The sequence below is a fragment of the Streptosporangium sp. NPDC020072 genome (assembly GCF_040631445.1).
Classification (GTDB): domain Bacteria; phylum Actinomycetota; class Actinomycetes; order Streptosporangiales; family Streptosporangiaceae; genus Streptosporangium.
The window spans coordinates 328,099-347,428 of record NZ_JBEYAB010000005.1; the positions used below are offsets into that span (position 1 = coordinate 328,099).

Below are 19,330 nucleotides of genomic sequence, written 5' to 3' on the forward strand. Positions count from 1 at the left end.
GCAGGGTGGGTACGAGGAAGAGGTCGTCATCCTTCACGTTCCTCCAGCCACGCGAGGACCTCGTCGTTGTGCTCGCCGAGCGCGGGCGGGGCGGTGTGCCGCATGGGCGGATCGCCGTCGAAGCGCAGCGGCGGCCCGGGAAGCTCGATCGTGCCCAGGACCGGGTGGTCGACCTCGACGACCAGGCCCTGGGAGCGTGTCTGCTCCCAGGCGTAGACCTCGTCGATCGTCCTGATCGCCCCGGCGGGCACCCCGATCCCGGCGAACGCCGCCAGCCAGTGGGCGCGGCCGTGCCCGGCCAGGGCTCGTTCGATGTCGGCGATCAGGCGGGAGCGGTGCGCGAAGCGTTCCCTGTTCGTCGCGTACTCCGGGGTCAGCGGGTCGATGCCGAGCAGGCCGGCGACCTTGCGCCACTGGGCGTCGTTGGCCACCGCGATCTGGAGCATGCCGTCGGCGCAGCGGAAGGCGCCGTAGGGGGCGATGGAGGCGTGGTGGTTGCCGCCCGCGCCGGGCACCCGCCCCCCGACCGTCCAGGCCGTGCCGTGGTAGGAGTGCACGCCGGTCACCGCGGCCAGCAGCGAGGTCCGCACGACCTTGCCCCGCCCGGTCCGCTCCCGCTCGTAGAGCGCGGCGACCACGCCGTAGGCGCCGTGGATGCCGCCGAGCAGGTCGGCGATGGAGGCCCCCACCCGGTACGGCTCCGCGGGCGAGGGGCCGGTCAGGCTCATCAGTCCCGCCTCGCCCTGGGCGATCTGGTCGTAGCCCGGCCTGCCGCCCTCGGGGCCGTCGTGCCCGAACCCGGTGATCGACAACACGACGAGACGGGGGTTGAGTTCGTGCAGCCGCTCGACGCCGAACCCGAGGCGGTCCAGGACGCCGGTGCGGAAGTTCTCGACCAGGACGTCGCTCTGCCGCACCAGGCGTTCGATGAGGGTCCTGCCCTCGGCGGACTTCATGTCCACGGTGATGGAGCGCTTGTTGCGGTTGGCCGCGAGGAAGTAGGTGGAGATGTCGTGGCCGGGGCCGACGAAGGGCGGTCCCCAGCTCCGGGACTCGTCGCCCGCCTCCGGCTGTTCCACCTTGATCACCCGGGCTCCGAGGTCACCGAGCATCTGTGCCGCGTGCGGTCCCGCCAGGGCGCGGGAGAGGTCGAGTACGACGATGTCGCCGAGGGCTCCGTGCAAGATCAACCTCCATTGGTGGTCGCCGAGCCTAGCCGAATCGGGACGGGAAAGGGGTGTCCCCCGCCACCGGCCGCCCCGCCCATCGAAGATCTTCCCAGCCCTCCGTCCGGCCCCTCCATCCGGCCTGGGACCGCCTTGGGGGGCCATCATGGAGGAATGGACGAGATCGTCTCCTTCGAGCGGCTCGCGGACACGGTCCTGCGGCTTCCCCCGTCGTGCGGCCCCGTCCGGCTCGTCACGGTCGACGGCCCCGCCGGGTCGGGCAAGACGACCTTCGCGCGGCGTCTCGGCGCGGCGCTCGGGGCGCAGGTCGTCTCCAGCGACGACTTCCCCGTGCCGTGGGACGAGGTGCCCAGGGAGTGGTTCCGGCTGGTCGAGGAGCAGGTGCTCGGCCCGCTCGCCGCGGGTGAGCCGGGGGGCTACCGGCGCTTCGACTGGGCCGGTGGCGGTTACGCGGAGCGGGTCGAGGTGCCCGTCGCGCCCGCGCTGGTCCTCGAAGGGGTGAGCACGGCCCGCCGTACGGCCCCGGCCGCCCTCGCGGTGTGGGTGTGCGCGTCCGCCGAGGTCCGCCGGGCCCGGGTGCTGGCCAGGGACGGCGCGCATCTGGCCGAGCAGTGGCGGCGCTGGTGGCGGGCCGAGGAGACGTGGTTCGCCGCCGACGACACCCGAGCCAGGGCGGACCTGCTGGTCGACGGGGCCCGGGTCCCCGGGGAGTTCGTCAGGGTGCCCCGCGACCGGGTCCGTCAGGGCCTCGCGTGAACCGTCCCCGGCGTCTCCCCCGAAGCCGTGACGGGGAGGGCGTCCGGGGCCGCGGAGACGGGTTCCGCCGTGCAGGGGGCGCCGCCGCAGACGTCGACGACCACACCCTCTCGCAGGAAGTGGGCCTTCTGCACGCGGGCCTCCGGGGAGTTGCGCGGGTCATGGTGCGGGTCCCTGCCGTAGGCGGTGCCCAGCGGCGGCGTGTTGGTCCGCGGCGGGGTGACGGCCCCGCTGTCCCAGACGATGAGCGCCGACCCGGCGTACGGGCGGGGCGGCAGCGCCCTGATCCCCCAGTAGGGGGCGACGTCGGGGTCGCGGCCCGCGGCGACGGCGGGCTGGTGGACACGGGCGCCGATCGTGCGCGCCTCGACCTGTGCGGTCACGGTGGAGACCTGGTGGTCGCCGTAGGCGACGTGCAGCAGCACCCGGTGCCTGGGTGAGCCGGGCAGCGGGTCGTCGGTCAGGTGCTGGGCGTAGCCGTTGGTCTCCCCCCGGTCCCAGAGCATCTGCATGAGCGCGAAGCAGACCTGCTGGGTCAGCCGGTCGGGGTAGGCCTCGTCCATGATCCGCTGGAACGGCTGGAAGGCGGTGCTGCGGTTGAGCAGGGTGCTGTAGTTCATACCCGTCACCCCGAGCACGGCGTTGCGCACGTCGGGGGAGACCGCGACCAGTGCGCCGCCCGAGATGCCGCCCTGGCTGTTGCCGTCGTAGGCGAGCCCGGCCCGCCGGTCGAACAGTGGCCTGCCCTGTTCGTCCCTGAACGCCCGGTGGCCGGTGAACCCGTCCCTGCCGACCATGGCGCGGCCGAGGAGGACGAAGTTCAGCAGGCTCTGCTGCAGCCGGTCGGGGACGGTGCCGAACGCGGACAGGTCGTGGAACACGCCCGCCACATGCTGGACGTCCTCCTCCGACATTCCGATCCACGCGGTGGCGCAGAAGACGAAGCCCTGCTGCCCGGCCATCTCCCGCACGTCACGGGAGCGCACCTCGGCGGCCCTGCCGAGCAGGCCGTGGCCGTACAGGGCGGGGGTCGCGGGTCTGGTGAAGGCCGAGCGCGGGATCACGCACTGGTAGCGCGTCCGCAGCGTGTCGCCGAGCGGGCGCGGCCTGCCGTCCTGGTCCCGGTTGAGGCGCGCCCCCGGCGGCGCGCCGGGCTTGTCGAGGTAGTTCGGGACCTGGATCTCCCCGGTGACCTCGCGGGCGATGTCGGAGTCCTGGGCCTCGGTGAGGTCGGTCACCGACTCCACGGTGAAGCGCGGCGCGGCCCCCCTGAGCGCGCGCAGCGCCTCATCGCGCATGCTCAGCACGGGACCGGCCAGGCCCCGCCCGCTGGCCACGGTGAAGTCCCAGGCGAGGTGGAGCCCCCGCCTGTCGACCCCGGCCGTCGCGAGGTCGGCGAGGGTCCTGCGCAGCGCGCGCTGCCGTACGGCGAGCGGGTCCCCCAGGGGGAGGTCGGCGCCGGTGAGCCTGGTGAAGGTCTCCGGGGCCCGCAGGGGGACGCCCGAGGCGTCCTTCAGGCCGCGCAGCGCGACGGCGTAGCGGTGGCCCTCGATGAGGTTCCTCGCGGGTCTGACGATCAGCGCCCGCCGGGCCGGGTCGGTCGCCCCCGCGTCGAGCTCCGCCCAGTACGGCCAGCGCTCCCCGGTCACGGTGTCCACGATCACGATGGGGGCGTCGCGCCGCAGGGACCACCCGATGTCGGTGACGGGCGCCGCCCCCGTCCTGGCGAGGTCGAGGCCCGGCACGTGGGCCAGCAGCATGGACCCCGGGGAGAAGCCGTCGGCGGTGTTCCACGACGCCGGGTCGACGGGGGTGCCCTCCTCGTTGCGGGGCATGGCACCGGCGGACAACTCGACCCGCAGGCCGGTCGCGGTGCGCGCGTTCACGGTGAACCAGTCGTTGGGGAAGGGCAGCAGGCACTCGTGGCCCGCGATCGGGTCGCAGCCCGCGTCCTTCGCCCCGGGAACGGCGACCGGCGGCACGGACGTCGAGGAGGCGGCCGGGACCGAGTCGGAGGGCGGGGCGGGGGCCAGGACGGGCAGCACGGGCCTGGGGCCCATCGCCGAGACCACGGCCAGCACGAGACTCGCCACCATCGCGCGCGGACGCATGCCTGTGCCTCCCTGAGCCTCGCCGGTGCCGGACACCCGTGACTAGCGCAGCAGACCGCAGGAAAGACCGTCCGTCAATGGGTGATCGACGAATGGGTTCAGAGTGATATGTCCCTCAGATGCCCGTCGTCGTTGAAGATCTCGGCCCGCGAGCCACGCCAGACCGAGACCGAGGCGTTCGTGACCGGCGCGAACGCGGCGACCGAGTCCAGCGCGACTCCCTCGATCACGTGTTTGAGCATCAGCACCACCGCGTCGTGCGCGACGACCAGCACCCGCCGCCCGGCGTACCCGGCGCGCATGTCACCGACCACCGCGCGCACCCGGTCCGCGACGTCGGAGAAACACTCCCCGCCGGGAGGGCGGTAGCCGTACTCGGCCCGCAGCAGTGACCGCGCCTCCTCGGGGAAGCGCCGCATGATGGCGGCCAGGTTCATCCCCGCGAGCTCGCCCATCAGGCGGTCGCCGAGCCTGGCGTCGAACCGTACCTCGGGGACGGCGCTCAGCTCGGCCGCGGCCAGCTCCCAGGTCTGCACGGCCCGCCGGTACGGCGAGCACCACACCACGTCGGGCCCCCGCTCCCGCGCCAGGCGCCTGCCGAGGGCGCTCGCCTGCCGTCTGCCGAGCGGGGTGAGCGGGACGTCCTCGTCGGCGCCGGTCAGGACGACGGCCGTCCCGCTCGCCTGCGCCCTGGCGTAGGCCACGTTGGACTCGCTCTGGCCGTGGCGTACCGCGGTGATCATCGAGGGCATGTCCTCAGCCAACCTCGCCGTGAACGTCCGCGCAAGACCCGGCTGCTAACGTCCGGTCACATGGACGACGGCGTTTACGTGGGCAACGCGGGCGAGGACGCGGCACTGGACCGGGGATGGATCCTGGGGCACTTCAAGGAGGCCGGGGACCCGCGGCACAGCGAGGACGTGGAGATCAAGTGGGGGGTCCACCCGCCCGGCGACCGGCGGGCCCGGTGGGTGCGGGGTGAGGAGCGCACGGCGCTCCTGGTGCTCGTCAGCGGCCGTTTCCGCGTGGAGCTGCCCGGCCGCAGCGTCCTGCTCGAACGCCAGGGTGACTACGTCGTGTGGGGCAGGGGCGTCGACCACTCCTGGGTCGCCGAGGAGGAGTCGGTCGTGCTGACGGTCAGGTGGCCGTCCGTGCCCGGCTACGCGGTCGCCCCGGTGGAGCGCCCGCCGCTCGTCCAGAGCTGACACCGGGCACGGACCCGGGTTCAGCGGCGGCGGGGGCCCATGGTCGAGCCGATCACCGAGTCCGCGTCGTGGGCGTGCACCTTGGCCGCGAGCCGGATGGCCATCTCGCTCGTACGGCGCAGCTCGGCCTCGACCCTGTCCTTGCCCGACTGGCCGACCTGGACGCCGAAGTAGGCGCCGATGATCGCGCCGGAGACGCCGACGAGCCCGGCGAACGGGGCGGTCGAGTCGCCGCCGCGCATGGCGATCACCACGAAGGCGACCAGGATGACGACAAGGCCCGTCACCACGACGTAGAACCCGTAGCGCCAGCGGGCCGCCTCGGCCTTGGCGGCCACGGCCTCGTCCTCGGTCATCATCGCCGCGAGCGCGACGGGGATCTCGACGGTCTCGCCCGTCGGGGCCGTCGGGGGGACCGCGGAGGTGTTCACCGCGGGTGACTTGATGACGGGCGGAGCGGAGTTCTTGGTGGTCGTCACAGGTTCTCCCACTTCTCGTTAGAGCCTCAACGAGGCTCCCACGCTTTACACGAACAAGCCAATCGAAAGGTGTCGCGCGGGACCTGACTCCCTTACCGGTGTACCGCGCCCCAAACCCCCGTCGAAGAACCACTAGGCTGGCCGCCTGTGACCGAACCGTCCGCGCTCTCCGCCGTCCCCACCGGAACCAGGGACGGCGTGCTCCGCTTCTACTTCGGCCCGATGGACTGCGGCAAGTCCACACTGGCCCTGCAGATGAACTACAACCATCGGCGTCAGGGCAGGCACGGTCTGGTGCTGACCAAGCACGACCGTTCCGGCGACGCCAGGGTGACCAGCAGGATCGGCCTGGGCAGCGAGGCCGTCGAGGTGGTCGACGGCCTCGACCTGGTCGAGCTGGTGCGCGGGCAGCGGCGCGTCGACTACGTGATCTGCGACGAGGCGTGCTTCTACACGGTGGAGCAGATCGAGCAGCTGGCCGACCTCACCGACGACTTCGGCATCGACGTCTACGCCTTCGGCCTGGCCTCGGACTTCCGGTCGCAGATGTTCCCCGCCGCCCAGCGCCTGTTCGAGCTGGCCGACGAGATCAACCGGCTGCAGGTCGAGGTGCTGTGCTGGTGCGGCAGGCCCGGCAGGCTGAACGCCCGCGTGGTCGGGGGCAGGCTGGTGCGCACCGGGGAACAGGTCGTCATCGGCGACACGGGTGAGGCGCCGATCCGCTACCAGGTGCTCTGCCGCCGCCACTACCGCGCGGGCGATCTCGGCGACGCCTGACGTCCGCCCGGGGCCCGGCCGGACGTCAGGCGAGGGCGGGGCGTCAGATCGCGCAGTGGCCGTCGTCGCAGGCCTCGCCGGTCTCCGCCGTCCCGGGGGCCTGCCCGGTCCGCTCGGCGACCTCCTCAAGGGCGGCGAGCAGCGTGTCCTCAGGCTGGGCGCCGGAGACCGCGAACTGGCCCTCGAACAGGAACAGCGGGACGGAGGAGACGCCCAGGGAGCGGGCCCTGGACAGCTCCTGGCGGACCTGCTCCGTCCCGCCGGGGCCGTCGAGGTCGGCCTTGACGTCCAGGTCCGTGGCGATCGTGGCCAGGACCTCGCGGGAGCCGACGTCGAGGCCGTCGGTGAAGTGGGCGGCGAACAGGCGGTACAGCGCCTCCTCCCCCCTGCCCTGCTCGTCGGCGATCTGGATGAGCCGGTGCGCGTCGAGGGTGTTGGCGTGGACGGCGCGGTCGAAGCGCATCTCAAGGCCGTCCTGGGCGGCGACCTGGGTCACGTGGGCGAACATCTGCCGCGCGCGTTCCTGGCCGCCGAACTTGGCCGCGGCCCAGGTGAGCAGGGGTGACCCGGTGGACTCGGCGTCCGGTGCGAGCTGGAAGGGCCGTAGCCCGATCTCGACCTCGCCGCCGGTGGCCCGGTAGCGCTCGACGGCGCGGGCGAAGCGGGTGTGACCGATGTAGCACCAGGGACAGACCACGTCCGAGTAGATTTCAACCTTCACAGAAGGCTGCAACCAGGGCGAAGCCCCACTGATTCCGGAAACGAGGTCAGATGGCCGAGGCGATGTCCTCAAGCCGGGCGGCGAGACGTTCCCTGTCTCCCTCGGCCAGCGCGGCGGCGGCGCGCCACCAGCCGAACCACTCTCCGCTGCGCCACATCCAGTCAGCCCGCTCGATCGCGGCGACGACGTCGCCCCTGTCCCGCCAGGCCTCGCCGACGTCCTCGGTGTGCGCCCCGTGGCGCAGCGCCCAGGCGCGCAGGATCTCGGCGGCGGCGGGGTCGACCGGCTGCGCGTAGGGGTCGGGGTCCTCACCGGCGAGCCGGTGCGGGCCGAGCCCCGCGGCGACGCCCCAGCTCCACTGCGCCTCGGCCGGACGGGAGTAGCGCAGCGAGTGGAAGTCCAGGTTGGAGCCGAGGGTGTCGTCCGCGCGGGCGACCACGACCGCGTCGAGCCTGCCGCCGACGTCGAAGGAGACCAGGACCCGTTCGCCGGGCCGTACGTTCCCCGGCAGGTCGATCCGGTCCTCCGCCTGCCAGGAGTTCAGGTCGGTCGCCGCCAGGGGGCTCCCCCACTGCTCGTCCGCGGCGTCGTCGGCGATCCAGGCGGCGAGCATCTCCAGCACGGTCAGGTCGGTCCACGGGTCGATCGCGGTCGCGGTGCGCAGCACCTCGTCCGGGGAGGGCAGCTTCTCCCCCCTGGACCGCGACCACCACTCCTCGCCGAGGTCCCGGGTGCCGACCAGCAGCGCGGCGAGCGCCGCCAGCTCGGCCGACCTGCGGGTGAGCGCGACCCCCCTGACGAGGTCCGCGCAGAGTGTGGCCCGTTCGGCGCCGAGCACGGCCCGCGCCTCGCCGAGCAGCGTCACGGCGTCGGGTTGTCCTGCTCCGAAAAGGTCACGAACCAGTCTTCTGGCCTCGGTTCGGGCGTCCTCCGCACGTTCCTCGCGCATACGCGTCAGATTACGCCGGGAGCCAACCTCGCGCGAGGGTTGCGCGCCGTCGCTCACCGGCCGGCGTCCTCTCCGGGGATGGCCGTACCGTCGTCGCCGTCGCCGCCGGCCGAGGAGGCGTTCCTGTGGGCCGCGCGGCCGACCATGTAGGCGGCGACGGTCGCGGTGATCACCTGGAACACCCCGGTCAGCAGCAGCGTCCCCGCGACGGTCCAGGTGGGGTGGCGCAGCCACATGGCCAGCAGGACCAGCTGCAGGCCGAGCACCTGGGGCTTGGTCGCCGGATGCATGCGCGACAGGGTTCCGTGGAACCGGAACATCCCCACCCCGGCGGCCAGGGCGAAGGCGGCGCCGAGCAGCACGCACACCGCCGCGGCCACCTCAAGCGGGGTCACCGGACCCGCCCGGAGAAGAACCTGGCCAGCGAGACCGACCCGACGAACCCGACGAGGGACAGCACCAGCAGCACCGGCAGCGCGGAGTAGGCGCCCAGGGCCGTCGCCCCCGCCGCGATCCCGCACATCACCACGGCGGTGAGCACGTCGAGCGCGACCGCCCTGTCCAGCATGGACGGGCCGCGCACCAGCCTGGTGAGCGTCAGCGCCGCCGCGCAGCCGAGCAACGCGAGCGCCGTCAGGTACACCGCCGTCACCGAAGTTCCTCCCTGTCCTGTGAGGTGCCGAAGGCCGCGACGATGGCGCCCTCCAGACGGGTCACGTCGGCCTGGACCGTGGCGGGGACGTCCCCCTCGACCCCGAGCACGTGCAGGACCAGTCGCCTGTCCGCGAAGCGCGCCTCAAGGACCAGGCTGCCGGGAAGCGCCGACAGGGCGATCGTGACCAGCACGGTCATCACCTCCGACGAGGTGCGCAGCCGTACGGTGACCACCTCGACGGGCGGCTGGACGCCCAGGCGCAGCGCCCAGAGGGCGACCCTGAAGCTGGACATCACCAGGTCGCCCGCGAAGCGGGCCAGGAAGACGGCCGCCGCGACCGGGTGGATCCTGACGCCGGAGTCGAGTACGGGCAGCGGCAGCGCCCAGACGATGACCGTGGAGGCCAGCAGGCCGCCGAGCACGTTGCCCACGCTCGGATCGCCCCACAGCAGCAGCCAGACCACGGTCAGCCAGACCACCTCGCCCGGCGGGACCGGCCTGCCCAGCAGACGCGGCACCCGCCCTGCCCCGCCCGTCGCCCTCACCGCGCGCTTCCCAGGACCGCCGAGATGTACGGCTCGCGGGCGAGCAGTTCCGCGGCCGTCCGGCTGGTCAGGGCCGACAGCGGCCCGGCGAGGACGGTGTAGGAGAGCCCGAGCGCCACCAGGGCCGTGGTCGCGCCCAGCATCGGCGCGGGCATGGTGGCGCTGGTGACGATCTCCCGCCCGGTGATCCCCTCGGTGCCGGGCGCCCTGGTGAGCGTGGTCTCCTCGCTCTCCAGCACGGTTCCCGGCCGGTCGGCCGCACCCGGGGCCGGAGCCCGCCAGAACGCCTTGCTCCAGGCCGTGGACATGGCGTACAGGGTCAGCAGGCTCGTCACCAGGCCGCCCGCCACGAGGATGAGCGGCAGGGCTCCCCCGGCGGCGATCCCGGCCTGGACGAGGTTGAGTTTGCCCAGGAAGCCGGACATCGGGGGGATGCCGGCCAGGTTCATCGCGGGGACGAAGAAGAGGACCGCGATGACCGGAGCCAGCCGCATCAGGCCGCCGAGGTCGTCCAGGGAGGTGGTGCCCGCGCGCCGCTCGATCAGCCCGGTCACCAGGAACAGGCTGGTCTGCACGGTGATGTGGTGGACGACGTAGAAGACCGCGCCCGACATGCCCGCGGCGGTCGAGAGCCCGACCCCGAAGACCATGTAGCCGATGTGGCTGACCAGCGTGAAGGAGAGCATCCGTTTGATGTCGGTCTGGGCGACGGCGCCGAAGATCCCGACCAGCATCGTCAGCAGCGCCGCCCACATCAGCAGGACGCTGACCGGGCCGCCGGGAAACAGCAGCGCCTCCAGCCTGATGACGGAGTAGATGCCGACCTTGGTGAGCAGCCCGGCGAACAGGGCCGTGGCGGGGGCGGGCGCGGTCGGGTAGGAGTCGGGCAGCCACGCCGACATCGGGAAGATCGCGGCCTTGACCACGAAGACCAGCAGGAGCGTCAGCTCGACCAGCAGCTTGAGGTAGTCGGGCAGCACCTGGAACCGTTCGGCGAGCTGGGCCATCGACACGGTGCCCGTCGCTCCGTAGGAGACCGCGATCCCGACCAGGAACAGCAGTGAGGAGGCCAGGCCGATCACCACGTAGGTGGCGCCCGCGCGGATGCGGGACTCGGTCCCGCCGAAGGTGAGCAGCACGTAGGAGCCGCTGAGCAGCATCTCGAAGGCGACGAAGAGGTTGAACAGGTCACCGGAGAGGAAGGCGTCGGAGACACCCGCCACCATGATCAGGTAGGCCGGGTGGAAGATCGCCAGTGGGGCGGCGTACTCCTGGTCGGCGTAGGCCTGCGCCAGCGAGTAGACCATCACGCACAGCGTCACCGCCGAGGAGACCACCAGCATCAGCGAGGAGAGGCGGTCGGCGACCAGGGCGATGCCGACCGGGGCGGCCCAGCCGCCGAGGTGCGTGGCCAGCGGCCCGCCGCCGTCGGCCGCGGCCAGCAGGAGCACCGAGACCACGAGCACCGCGGTGAGCGTGACCACACTGATGAGCGCCTGGAGCCTGCGCGACCTGCCGCCGATGGCGAGCTTGAGCCCGGCCGCGAACAGCGGCAGCAGCACCGGCACCGCGACCAGTTCCCGTGCCACCCCCTCCACCGCCTGCGCCATCAGTCGTCCCCCTCCAACTCCGGGTCCTGCGCCCTGGCCTGCCGTTCCCTGTCCTGCCTGATCGCCTCCCGCATCTCGGCGCGCGCCTGGCGGCGCCGTTCGCGCAGCCTCCTGCGGATCCTGCGCTCCCGCGCGGCCTGCTCCCGCTCCCTGCGGGCGAACTCGGCGCGCAGCCTGGCGGCCCGCTCGCCGCCGCCCTCCTTCGAGGCCTCCTCTGCGTCACGGCGTTCGCGTTCGCGCCTGGCCTCGTCGAGGCGGGCCAGCTCGGCCCGCTGCTGCCTGACCAGGCGCCGGTAGGCCTCGCGCCTGGCGAGCACGGACCTGGCAAGCTCCCCTCTGCGGGCGCGCAGCCGTACCCTGCGGTCCTCGGTGTCGTCCTGCACCTCGTCGCCGCCGGTGAGCTGCCAGGAGCGGTGGACCATGGCCAGCAGGAACGCGGTGACGCCCAGGGTGATCACCAGTGAGGTGAGGACCATGGCCTGCGGCAGCGGGTCGGCCATCCGCTCGACGGGGGAGACGCCGAGGATCGGCGGCTCACCCGCGGGGCCGCCCGTCAGGACGATCAGCAGGTTGACGCCGTTGCCGAGCAGGATGACGCCCACGAGCAGGCGCACCAGGCTGCGTTCGAGCAGCAGCGCCACCCCGGCCGCGACCATCGTGCCCGAGGCGGCGAACGGCACCAGCGAGACGGTCACCGGCCCTCCTCCTCGATCTGCCGGTCGAGTTCGCCGCCCAGGCTGCGCAGGAAGTCCTGGACCATGCCGACGACCGCGGCGTAGACGCCGACGTCGAACAGCAGCACGGTCGACAGGTGGAGCGTGCCGACCAGCGGGACCTGCACGTCGGCCGCGAGCATGGTCAGCGGGGTCCCGGAGAACAGCAGCCCGACGAGGGCGGTGACCGTCGAGAGCAGCAGGCCGAAGCCGATCAGCACCCCGGCGTGCGCGGGCACCGCCAGGGCCAGTTCGTAGCGTCCACCCGCGAGGTAGCGGACCACCAGCGCCAGCCCGGCCACGATGCCGCCCGCGAACCCGCCCCCGACCGCGCTGTGCCCGGTGAACAGCAGGAAGACCGAGATGAGCAGCACGGTGTGGAAGATCAGCCGGGCCACGATCTCCAGGACGGCGGCCCGCTCCCCCTTCGGCAGGGTCGCCGCCAGCCAGTGCGGTCCCCGCTCGGGGCCGGGTTCCCCCGACGGGCGTTCCAGCGTGTAGGTGCGACGGCGCAGGAAGACCAGGCTGGTGACGCCGAGGGTGAGGACGACGAGCACGGAGCTCTCCCCCATGGTGTCCCAGGCCCGGATGTCCACCAGAAGGGCGCTGACGGCGTTGGAGGCCCCGGCCCTGCGGGTGGCCTCGGGGATCAGCGCCCCGACAGGGGGCGCCTGGCGGGCGGAGACGGCCAGCATCCCGGCGACGGTCACGACGACGCCGCTGACCGCGCCGAGGCCGAGCCGTACGCCGAGGGGCACCCTGGGCCTGCCCTCCCTGGGGCCGAGCGGGAGCCTGCGCAGCACGAGCACGAAGACCACCAGGCTCAGCGTCTCGGTGAGGAACTGGGTGAGCGCCAGGTCGGGTGAGCCGTGGACGAGGAACAGCAGGGCCGTGCCGTACCCGGTCAGGCCCGCGACCAGGGCGAGCACGATGTGCGTGCGGATCCGCGGGGCGAGGGCGGCGCCCGCCACCAGCAGCGCCCCGACCAGGGGTTGTTCCGGGCGGGTCCAGGAGGCGACGTCGAGGTGGACGTCCGGCGTGGGGCCGTACAGCGCGGCGAAGACCCCGATGCCCGCGACGGAGACGAACGCGATGATGAGGTAGTCGGTCAGCGAGCCCCGCTGGGTGACCCCGGTCAGCTGCAGGGAGAAGCGTTCCAGGCCCCGCATCAGCGCCCAGTAGACCCGTCCCGAGTCCACGAGCCGCAGCACCCGTCCCACCCGTTCGACGAGCCCGCCCGCCGCGAACAGCAGCGCCCCGCCGCACAGGGCCGCGGCCGACAGCAGCAGCGGCGTGAGCGCCCCGGTCCACAGCGCGAGGTGGACGTGGCCGGTGCCGGGAAAGGTGCCGGTGTAGCCCTCCATCGCCCGGCCGTACCAGGAGGCCAGGGGGGCGAGCACCACGCCCAGTACGGCCAGCAGCGCGGGCGGGGTGAAGGTCGCCGCGGCGGCGGGGCTCGCCGGGGTCGGCGCGAGGCCGCGTCCGCCGCCGAAGGTCCCCCACAGGAACCTGGCGCTGTAGGCGACGGTGAGCATGGAACCGGCGACGACGACCGCGAGCGCCACGGTGTCGGCGGGCCGCCCGGTCAGCAGCGACTCGAAGGCCGCCTCCTTGCCGACGAACCCCAGCGTCGGCGGTATCCCGGCCATCGAGACCGTCGCGGCCGTCGCCACCGCGCACAGCCACGGCGCCGAACGCCACAGGCCGTTCAGCTCGCGCAGGTCACGGGTGCCGGTGGCGTGGTCGACGACGCCGACGACCAGGAACAGCGACGCCTTGAACAGGGCGTGCCCGAGCAGCACGGCCACGCCCGCGAGCGCGGTGTCCCGGGTCCCGGCGCCGAACAGCGCCGTCATGAAGCCGAGCTGGCTGACCGTGCCGCAGGCGAGCAGTCGTTTGATGTCGTACTCGCGCAGCGCCCGCCACCCGGCCAGCAGCATGGTGAGCAGACCGAGGGGTACGGCGACCGCCCGCCAGACGGGCAGTGCGCCGAAGGCGGGGCCGAACCTGGCCAGCAGGTAGACGCCGGCCTTGACCATCGCGGCGGCGTGCAGGTAGGCGGAGACCGGGGTCGGGGCCGCCATCGCGGCGGGCAGCCACATGCTGAACGGGAAGATCGCCGATTTCGACAGGGCCCCGGCCAGGAGCAGGACGACCGCCGCCGGGACCAGGGCGCCGGAGGGCGGGTCCGCGACGATCCGCGAGATCCGGTAGGTGCCCGCGCTCTCGCCGAGGATGACCATCCCGGCCAGCATGGCCAGTCCTCCGGCGGCGGTGACGGTCAGCGCCTGGGTGGCGGCCCTGCGGGCCTGCCTGCTGCGCGGGTCCTGGCCGATCAGCAGGTAGGAGAAGACCGTGGTCAGCTCCCAGAACACGTACAGCAGCAGCAGGTTGTCGGCGACGACCAGGCCGAGCATCGCCCCGGCGAAGGCGACGAGGACCCCGCCGAACCGGCCGAGCCCCTCCTCGCCCGCCTCGAAGTAGCGCGCGCAGTAGACCAGCACCAGCGCGCCGACCCCGGTGACCAGCGCCATCATGAGCACGCCGAGCGCGTCGGCGCGGAAGTCCAGGTCGAGTCCGAGGGCGGGCGCCCAGGTGTGGCTCGACCCGGCGGGGACGCCCGTCAGGGCGATCCACAGCGTGTAGGCGAACCCGCAGGCGGGCGCGACGGCGAGCACGGGGAAGGCGCCGCGCCCGAGACAACGGGCCAGCGCCGGGGCGCACATCGCCGCGACGGCGTGCAGGATCAGCAGCGACTCCATGTTCCCCCGGGCACCGTCGTGGTCGGCACAGCGTCGGCACCGTGTCGGCACAGCCCAAAGTCCCAGAAGCCGGATGTTTCCTCGCCTGGCGCACCGGCGCCTTGACCCGAAAAGCGCCCCCTCTTCACCGCTCCCTGATCAATCCCCGGCCCGCCCCGGGGTCAGCGCCCTCTGCCGGTCCGGCCGAGCAGCCAGCCGATCACGGCGCTGCCGAGCGCGACCCCCGCCCCCATGCCGAACGCCGCCAGGACCGGCCAGGCGGGGCCGTTCTCACGGTGCCGTACGGCGGGCCGCTCGAAGACCCGGGCGGGTTCCCCGGTCGCGGCCTCGTGGACCTCCTCGGGCGCGGCCCCAAGGGCGGGGACGGCCTCAGGGGCGGGGACGGGGGTGCCGGACAGGTGGGTCTCGACGGCGGAGAAGAAATCACCGGCCGTCCTCTTCGCCACCGAGCCGAGCACCCGCTGGCCGACGCCGCCGATCATGCCGCCCACCACGGCCTCCGCGTCGTAGTCGACCCGGGTGCCGTCCTCGACCTCGCTGAGCCGTACCTCGACGGTCGCCTCCACGGTGCCCGGAGCGCCCTGGCCCCTGGCCCTGAGCACGAACCGGTGCGGGGCCTGCGGGTCGAGCAGGGCCACCTCCCCCCGGTAGACCCCCTTGACGGAGGCCACCCCGGCGGTGACCGTCATCCGATAGACCCCGGGCCCCGTCTCCTCAAGGCGCTCGCAGCCGGGGATCGTCCGCACGAGCACGGCCGGGTTCTGCAGCGCGGACCACACGCGTTCTCTGTCGATGCCGAGTACGGCACTGCCTGCGACCTTCACTCCAGCACGATAGGCCGTCAGGCCCTCCGCGTCCGCAACGGCTCACCCGCCTCGTGCAGGTGCCGCAGGGCCTGGCCGTACGACTCGATCAGGCCGCACTCCAGGTAGGGGATGCCCAGTTCCGCGCAGTACCTCCTGACGATGGGCTGGGCGTGACGCAGGTTGGGGGCCGGCATGCCGGGGAACAGGTGGTGCTCGATCTGGTAGTTCAGCCCGCCGAGCAGGACGTCGACCACCCGGCCGCCGCGTACGTTGCGCGAGGTCAGCACCTGCTTCCTGAGGAAGTCGAGCCCGTCCTCGTCGGTCGGCATCGGCATCCCCTTGTGGTTGGGGGCGAAGGTGCAGCCCAGGTAGACGCCGAAGACCGCCTGGTGCACGAGCAGGAAGGCCACCGCCCTGCCCGGCGAGAGCACGGCGAACAGCGCGCCGAGATAGGCCACGACGTGTACGGCCAGCAGCGCCGCCTCAAGCCCCCTGCGCCGCAGGCTGGGGCGGGCCAGCGCCCTGAAGCTCGAAACGTGCAGGTTGAACCCCTCCAGGGTGAGCAGCGGGAAGAACAGGTAGGCCTGCCACCCGCCGATGAGCCTGGCCAGTCCCCGGCTCTCGACCGCCTGCTCCCTCGACCAGACCAGGGCGTCCGGGGCGACGTCGGGGTCGTGGTCGGCGTGGTTGGGGTTGGCGTGGTGGCGGGTGTGCTTGTCCATCCACCAGCCGTAACTCATACCGATCGCCAGGTTGCCCGCGACCAGACCGGCGGCCTCCGCGGCGCTTCTGGCGCGCAGGACCTGCCGGTGGGCCAGGTCGTGGGCGACCAGCGCGACCTGGGCGAACGCCACGGCGAGGAAGACCGCGACGAGGATCTGGTACCAGGAGTCGCCGACCGTGAGGAAGGCCGCCCAGCCCGCGACGTAGAGACCGCCGACGATCCCCAGGCGCAGGACGTAGTGACCCGGCCGTGGATTCATCAGCCCCGCCTCCGTGACGCGACGCGACAGGCGCGCGAAGTCGCTGCCCCTGGCGCTCCTGAGCATGGTCGTTTCGGTCACACTTCCCCCTATATCCGTGGAGTGCCGGGGTGGCACCCGCCACAGGATCGCGGCAGCGGCCGGGGGCGCGGACCCCCGCCGCCACCCCGGATCGTGGTAGTGCTGGCCCCACCCCTGATGCACCGGTTATGAGGGGTTTCGCAGGGAGATCAGGGGTTTACCAGCCAATTGAGGCTTCTGTTACTGGCAGGATGGTGCCCCATGACTTCGGGGACGTCGTGGGCGATCAGGACGGCGGCCGTGTTCACGGCTCTGGCGGCGAGCGCGGGGTGCGCGGCGGGGACCGGCGGCGACGCGAGGCCGGGCACGGGCGGGCGGGCCGCCGGGGAGCCCTCCGCGAGGACGACCCCCACCACGGCCCCTGCCCGCCCGCAGGGACCGCCCGGCGCGCTGCCCAGGCCCGGGGAGGTCGGCAGGGTCCCCCGGCCCGCCGACGGGCTGCCGCCGGTGATCAGCTCGATCCCGACGACCAGGAAGGTGGTCTTCCTCACCATCGACGACGGCTGGGAGCAGGACCCCGGCTTCCTCGCGCGGGTCCGCGACCGGCGGATCCCGATCACGGCCTTCGTCACCCGCGACGCCGTCGAGGCCAGGGGCGCGACCGACCCGACCGCCCAGGGCGGCAGGTTCCTCGGCGCGGGCAAGTGGGGCTACATGCGCGACCTGCGCGACGCGGGGGCGCCGATCGAGAACCACACCCTGACCCACCCGAACCTGCCCACGCTGAGCTACGCGGGACAACGGGCCGAGATCTGCGGCGCCTCCACGGTGATCCGCAGGCAGACCGGCAGGAGGCCCACGCTCCTGCGCCCGCCGTTCGGCAACCAGAACTCCCTGACCCGTAAGGCCGCCAAGTCCTGCGGCGTCGACGCCCTGCTGCTGTGGACCGCGACCGTGCAGCCCGGCGGGAAGATCGCCTACCAGGTGCCGGACAAGAAGCTGCGCCCGGGAGACGTCCTGCTGATGCACTTCAGGCCCAACCTGTCGCGGGACTTCCGCATCCTGGTCGACAAGATCGAACGCAGGGGCTTCGAGCTCGGCAACCTGGACGCCTACCTGAAGGCGGCGCTGCGTTAGGGCCTGTTCCGCGGACCTTCACGCCCACCGCGGCCGCCCGGCCGACGACCCGCGGAACAGGTCCCGGTCATCCGCGCGGGGAGGATCGTCCCGGTCTCGGTGAGGAGGCGGGTCCGCCGCCCGGCGTACGCCGGAGTCATTCCGGCGGCTGACGACCCGTGGGGGTCACGTGACCGACGATGGTCGTGTGCTCGCGGGACCTGGTGACCCGCGAGCCCTCCCCGGCGGGTGGGGCGCGCACCTCGCCCGCCGGGACGACCGGGGCCCGGAGCCCCGGTGGCACGGGGAAAGCAGGCGCCGCGAGCCGGAGGGGACGATCTTGGTCCGGAGGAGATGTGCGGTCTCCCACCGGCCATGTGACAGAGATCGCATGTGCTCGCGGCGCCAACCCCTCTCAATGCTCTACGCCTTGTAGTACTACTAGTAGTAGAACTACGAGTTGTAGAGCTCCAGCCCGCGAGGGGAAGATGGACGCACTAGACCTGGCACGGTGGCAGTTCGGGGTCACCACCGTTTATCACTTTCTTTTCGTACCTCTGACGATCGGCCTCGGCGTCTTCGTGGCCGGGTTGCAGACCGCCTGGCACCGTACCGGCAAGGAGCACTACCTGAGGTTGACGAAGTTCTTCGGGAAGTTGTTCCTGATCAACTTCGCGATGGGCGTGGTCACCGGCATCGTGCAGGAGTTCCAGTTCGGGATGAACTGGAGCGAGTACTCGGTCTTCGTCGGAGACGTCTTCGGCGCGCCGCTCGCCCTTGAGGCGCTGCTCGCCTTCTTCCTTGAGTCGACCTTCCTCGGCCTGTGGATCTTCGGCTGGGACCGGCTCCCCAAGCGGGTCCACCTGGCGACCATCTGGGCCGCGGTGATCGGCTCCAACCTGTCGGCCTACTTCATCCTCGCCGCGAACGCCTGGATGAAGCACCCGGTCGGCTACGAGGTCGTCGACGGCAAGGCCCGCATGACGGACCTGTGGGCGGTGCTGACCAACCCGACCGCGACCGCCCAGGTGCCCCACGTGGTGGCGGCGTCGTTCGTGGTGGCGGGCGGTTTCGTGCTGGCCGTGTGCGGATACCGCATCCTGCGGGAACGGCGCGACCCCGACCGCACCAGGCCCGTACGGCGTGGCGCGGACATGTGGCGGACCCCGGTGCGGGCGGCCCTGGTCATGACGGCGATCGCGGGAGCCGTCGTCGCGGTCAGCGGCGACACCTCCGCCAAGCTGATGTACGAGCAGCAGCCGATGAAGCTCGCCGCCGCCGAGGGGCTCAGGCACGACACCGCCGGGGCGCCCTTCTCCCCGGTGCCCGGCGTCGAGGTGCCCATGCTGCTCAGCTTCCTGGCGACCAACGACCCGCAGGCCGTGGTGCAGGGCACCGAGGACCTGCAGAAGCGCTTCACCGAGCGGTTCGGCCCGGCCGACTACCGCCCCAACCTGCCGGTGGTCTTCTGGTCCTTCCGCGTGATGATCGTCTTCGGGATGACCACGGTCGGCCTGGCCGTACTCGGCCTGTGGCTGACCCGGGGGCGCCGCCGCGGACGCCGCGGGGAGGGTCCGCCGCGTGCGGTGCCCTCGTGGCTGGCCCGCGCGTTCCTGCTCGCCCTGCCGCTGCCGACCCTCGCGATCATCGCGGGCTGGCTGCTCAGCGAGATCGGCCGCCAGCCGTGGACCGTCCAGGGTGAGCTGCTCACCGCCGCCAGCGTCTCCCCCGGCGTCGGGCTCGGCCAGGTCGCCGTCTCCCTCGCCCTGTTCACCGCCCTGTACGGCGCGCTCGCGCTGGCCGAGGCCGTACTGATCGTCCGGCACGTCAAGGCGGGTCCCGAACCCGTCCCCGCGCGCCGGCCGGACGTGCCCTCCGGTGTGGGCGGGAACGCGGCCGCCGAACTCCAGCCGACCCTGATGTACTGAGGCGTC

19 protein-coding genes are annotated in these 19,330 nt (G+C 72.7%); 5 read left to right on the forward strand and 14 right to left on the reverse strand.

What is annotated here, in order from left to right; all coding sequences use genetic code 11:
* Positions 1-26: 26 nt before the first annotated feature.
* Complete coding sequence (locus ABZ470_RS13950; RefSeq protein WP_362911563.1) at positions 27-1,184, reverse strand: CoA transferase; 1,158 nt, start codon at positions 1,182-1,184, stop codon at positions 27-29.
* A gap of 156 nt (positions 1,185-1,340) precedes the next feature.
* Between ABZ470_RS13950 and ABZ470_RS13955 the strand changes: the two genes are divergently transcribed.
* The gene (locus ABZ470_RS13955) at positions 1,341-1,943 is read left to right on the forward strand and encodes an AAA family ATPase (protein WP_362911564.1); all 603 of its coding nucleotides are present in this window, start codon (positions 1,341-1,343) and stop codon (positions 1,941-1,943) included.
* Here ABZ470_RS13955 and ABZ470_RS13960 read toward each other — a convergent pair.
* Together ABZ470_RS13960 and ABZ470_RS13965 are read right to left on the reverse strand one after the other, a co-directional pair.
* Positions 1,928-4,054: a hypothetical protein gene (locus tag ABZ470_RS13960; protein WP_362911565.1), complete on the reverse strand. Its 2,127-nt coding sequence runs from the start codon at positions 4,052-4,054 to the stop codon at positions 1,928-1,930. The two genes, ABZ470_RS13955 and ABZ470_RS13960, sit on opposite strands and share 16 nt — an antisense overlap.
* A gap of 98 nt (positions 4,055-4,152) precedes the next feature.
* Positions 4,153-4,806, reverse strand: a complete 654-nt coding sequence (locus ABZ470_RS13965) for a histidine phosphatase family protein (protein ID WP_352011364.1) — start codon at positions 4,804-4,806, stop codon at positions 4,153-4,155.
* A gap of 60 nt (positions 4,807-4,866) precedes the next feature.
* On the opposite strand from ABZ470_RS13965, the gene ABZ470_RS13970 reads away from it, so the two are divergent.
* Positions 4,867-5,259 (forward strand): signal peptidase I, encoded by a 393-nt coding sequence (locus ABZ470_RS13970; protein ID WP_352011363.1) that lies wholly within the window; start codon positions 4,867-4,869, stop codon positions 5,257-5,259.
* A gap of 20 nt (positions 5,260-5,279) precedes the next feature.
* Here the strand turns inward: ABZ470_RS13970 and ABZ470_RS13975 are convergent, their stop codons facing one another.
* Positions 5,280-5,738, reverse strand: a complete 459-nt coding sequence (locus ABZ470_RS13975; RefSeq protein ID WP_352011362.1) for a hypothetical protein — start codon at positions 5,736-5,738, stop codon at positions 5,280-5,282.
* Between the two features lie 147 nt (positions 5,739-5,885).
* Here ABZ470_RS13975 and ABZ470_RS13980 point away from each other — a divergent pair, with 147 nt between their 5' ends.
* Complete coding sequence (locus tag ABZ470_RS13980; protein ID WP_352011361.1) at positions 5,886-6,515, forward strand: thymidine kinase; 630 nt, start codon at positions 5,886-5,888, stop codon at positions 6,513-6,515.
* Positions 6,516-6,558: 43 nt separating this feature from the next.
* Here ABZ470_RS13980 and ABZ470_RS13985 read toward each other — a convergent pair whose 3' ends face one another.
* The 10 genes from ABZ470_RS13985 to ABZ470_RS14030 all read right to left on the reverse strand — a co-directional run bounded on the left by ABZ470_RS13985 (position 6,559) and on the right by ABZ470_RS14030 (position 16,259).
* Complete coding sequence (locus ABZ470_RS13985; protein WP_362911566.1) at positions 6,559-7,236, reverse strand: DsbA family oxidoreductase; 678 nt, start codon at positions 7,234-7,236, stop codon at positions 6,559-6,561.
* A 46-nt stretch (positions 7,237-7,282) separates the two neighbouring features.
* On the reverse strand, positions 7,283-8,185 hold the full coding sequence (locus ABZ470_RS13990; protein ID WP_362775590.1) for a hypothetical protein: 903 nt from the start codon (positions 8,183-8,185) through the stop codon (positions 7,283-7,285).
* Between the two features lie 53 nt (positions 8,186-8,238).
* A complete protein-coding gene (gene mnhG / locus ABZ470_RS13995) occupies positions 8,239-8,580 on the reverse strand; it encodes a monovalent cation/H(+) antiporter subunit G (protein ID WP_362911567.1) in 342 nt (113 codons plus the stop codon).
* Positions 8,577-8,837, reverse strand: coding sequence for a monovalent cation/H+ antiporter complex subunit F (locus ABZ470_RS14000; protein WP_352011357.1), 261 nt, complete (start codon positions 8,835-8,837; stop codon positions 8,577-8,579). Before ABZ470_RS14000 ends, mnhG begins: the two co-directional genes overlap by 4 nt.
* Positions 8,834-9,358, reverse strand: coding sequence for a Na+/H+ antiporter subunit E (locus ABZ470_RS14005; RefSeq protein WP_362911568.1), 525 nt, complete (start codon positions 9,356-9,358; stop codon positions 8,834-8,836). The genes ABZ470_RS14000 and ABZ470_RS14005 overlap by 4 nt, the downstream gene beginning before the upstream one ends.
* Positions 9,359-9,381: 23 nt before the next feature.
* Complete coding sequence (locus tag ABZ470_RS14010) at positions 9,382-10,995, reverse strand: Na+/H+ antiporter subunit D (protein ID WP_362911569.1); 1,614 nt, start codon at positions 10,993-10,995, stop codon at positions 9,382-9,384.
* On the reverse strand, positions 10,995-11,690 hold the full coding sequence (locus ABZ470_RS14015; protein ID WP_352011354.1) for a Na(+)/H(+) antiporter subunit C: 696 nt from the start codon (positions 11,688-11,690) through the stop codon (positions 10,995-10,997). The genes ABZ470_RS14010 and ABZ470_RS14015 overlap by 1 nt, the downstream gene beginning before the upstream one ends.
* Positions 11,687-14,470 (reverse strand): Na+/H+ antiporter subunit A, encoded by a 2,784-nt coding sequence (locus ABZ470_RS14020; RefSeq protein ID WP_362911570.1) that lies wholly within the window; start codon positions 14,468-14,470, stop codon positions 11,687-11,689. Before ABZ470_RS14020 ends, ABZ470_RS14015 begins: the two co-directional genes overlap by 4 nt.
* Positions 14,471-14,631: 161 nt before the next feature.
* The gene (locus tag ABZ470_RS14025; RefSeq protein WP_362911571.1) at positions 14,632-15,294 is read right to left on the reverse strand and encodes a carbon monoxide dehydrogenase subunit G; all 663 of its coding nucleotides are present in this window, start codon (positions 15,292-15,294) and stop codon (positions 14,632-14,634) included.
* Between the two features lie 17 nt (positions 15,295-15,311).
* Entirely contained in the window at positions 15,312-16,259 is a 948-nt protein-coding gene (locus ABZ470_RS14030; RefSeq protein ID WP_362911697.1) for an acyl-CoA desaturase, read from the reverse strand.
* Positions 16,260-16,541: 282 nt separating this feature from the next.
* Here ABZ470_RS14030 and ABZ470_RS14035 point away from each other — a divergent pair, with 282 nt between their 5' ends.
* Both ABZ470_RS14035 and ABZ470_RS14040 read left to right on the forward strand, forming a co-directional pair.
* The gene (locus tag ABZ470_RS14035) at positions 16,542-17,417 is read left to right on the forward strand and encodes a polysaccharide deacetylase family protein (RefSeq protein WP_362911572.1); all 876 of its coding nucleotides are present in this window, start codon (positions 16,542-16,544) and stop codon (positions 17,415-17,417) included.
* A 467-nt stretch (positions 17,418-17,884) separates the two neighbouring features.
* The gene (locus ABZ470_RS14040) at positions 17,885-19,324 is read left to right on the forward strand and encodes a cytochrome ubiquinol oxidase subunit I (RefSeq protein WP_362911573.1); all 1,440 of its coding nucleotides are present in this window, start codon (positions 17,885-17,887) and stop codon (positions 19,322-19,324) included.
* Positions 19,325-19,330: the final 6 nt, after the last annotated feature.

Bases quoted from the DNA above. Each gene is read 5' to 3' on its own strand.
- ABZ470_RS14040 (WP_362911573.1), top strand. From the start codon at position 17,885: ATGGACGCACTAGACCTGGCACGGTGGCAGTTCGGGGTCACCACCGTT.
- ABZ470_RS14020 (WP_362911570.1), bottom strand. From the start codon at position 14,470: ATGGAGTCGCTGCTGATCCTGCACGCCGTCGCGGCGATGTGCGCCCCG.
- ABZ470_RS13970 (WP_352011363.1), top strand. From the start codon at position 4,867: ATGGACGACGGCGTTTACGTGGGCAACGCGGGCGAGGACGCGGCACTG.
- ABZ470_RS14030 (WP_362911697.1), bottom strand. From the start codon at position 16,259: ATGAATCCACGGCCGGGTCACTACGTCCTGCGCCTGGGGATCGTCGGC.
- ABZ470_RS13960 (WP_362911565.1), bottom strand. From the start codon at position 4,054: ATGCGTCCGCGCGCGATGGTGGCGAGTCTCGTGCTGGCCGTGGTCTCG.
- ABZ470_RS14035 (WP_362911572.1), top strand. From the start codon at position 16,542: ATGACTTCGGGGACGTCGTGGGCGATCAGGACGGCGGCCGTGTTCACG.
- ABZ470_RS13990 (WP_362775590.1), bottom strand. From the start codon at position 8,185: ATGCGCGAGGAACGTGCGGAGGACGCCCGAACCGAGGCCAGAAGACTG.
- ABZ470_RS13965 (WP_352011364.1), bottom strand. From the start codon at position 4,806: ATGCCCTCGATGATCACCGCGGTACGCCACGGCCAGAGCGAGTCCAAC.
- ABZ470_RS13955 (WP_362911564.1), top strand. From the start codon at position 1,341: ATGGACGAGATCGTCTCCTTCGAGCGGCTCGCGGACACGGTCCTGCGG.
- ABZ470_RS14010 (WP_362911569.1), bottom strand. From the start codon at position 10,995: ATGGCGCAGGCGGTGGAGGGGGTGGCACGGGAACTGGTCGCGGTGCCG.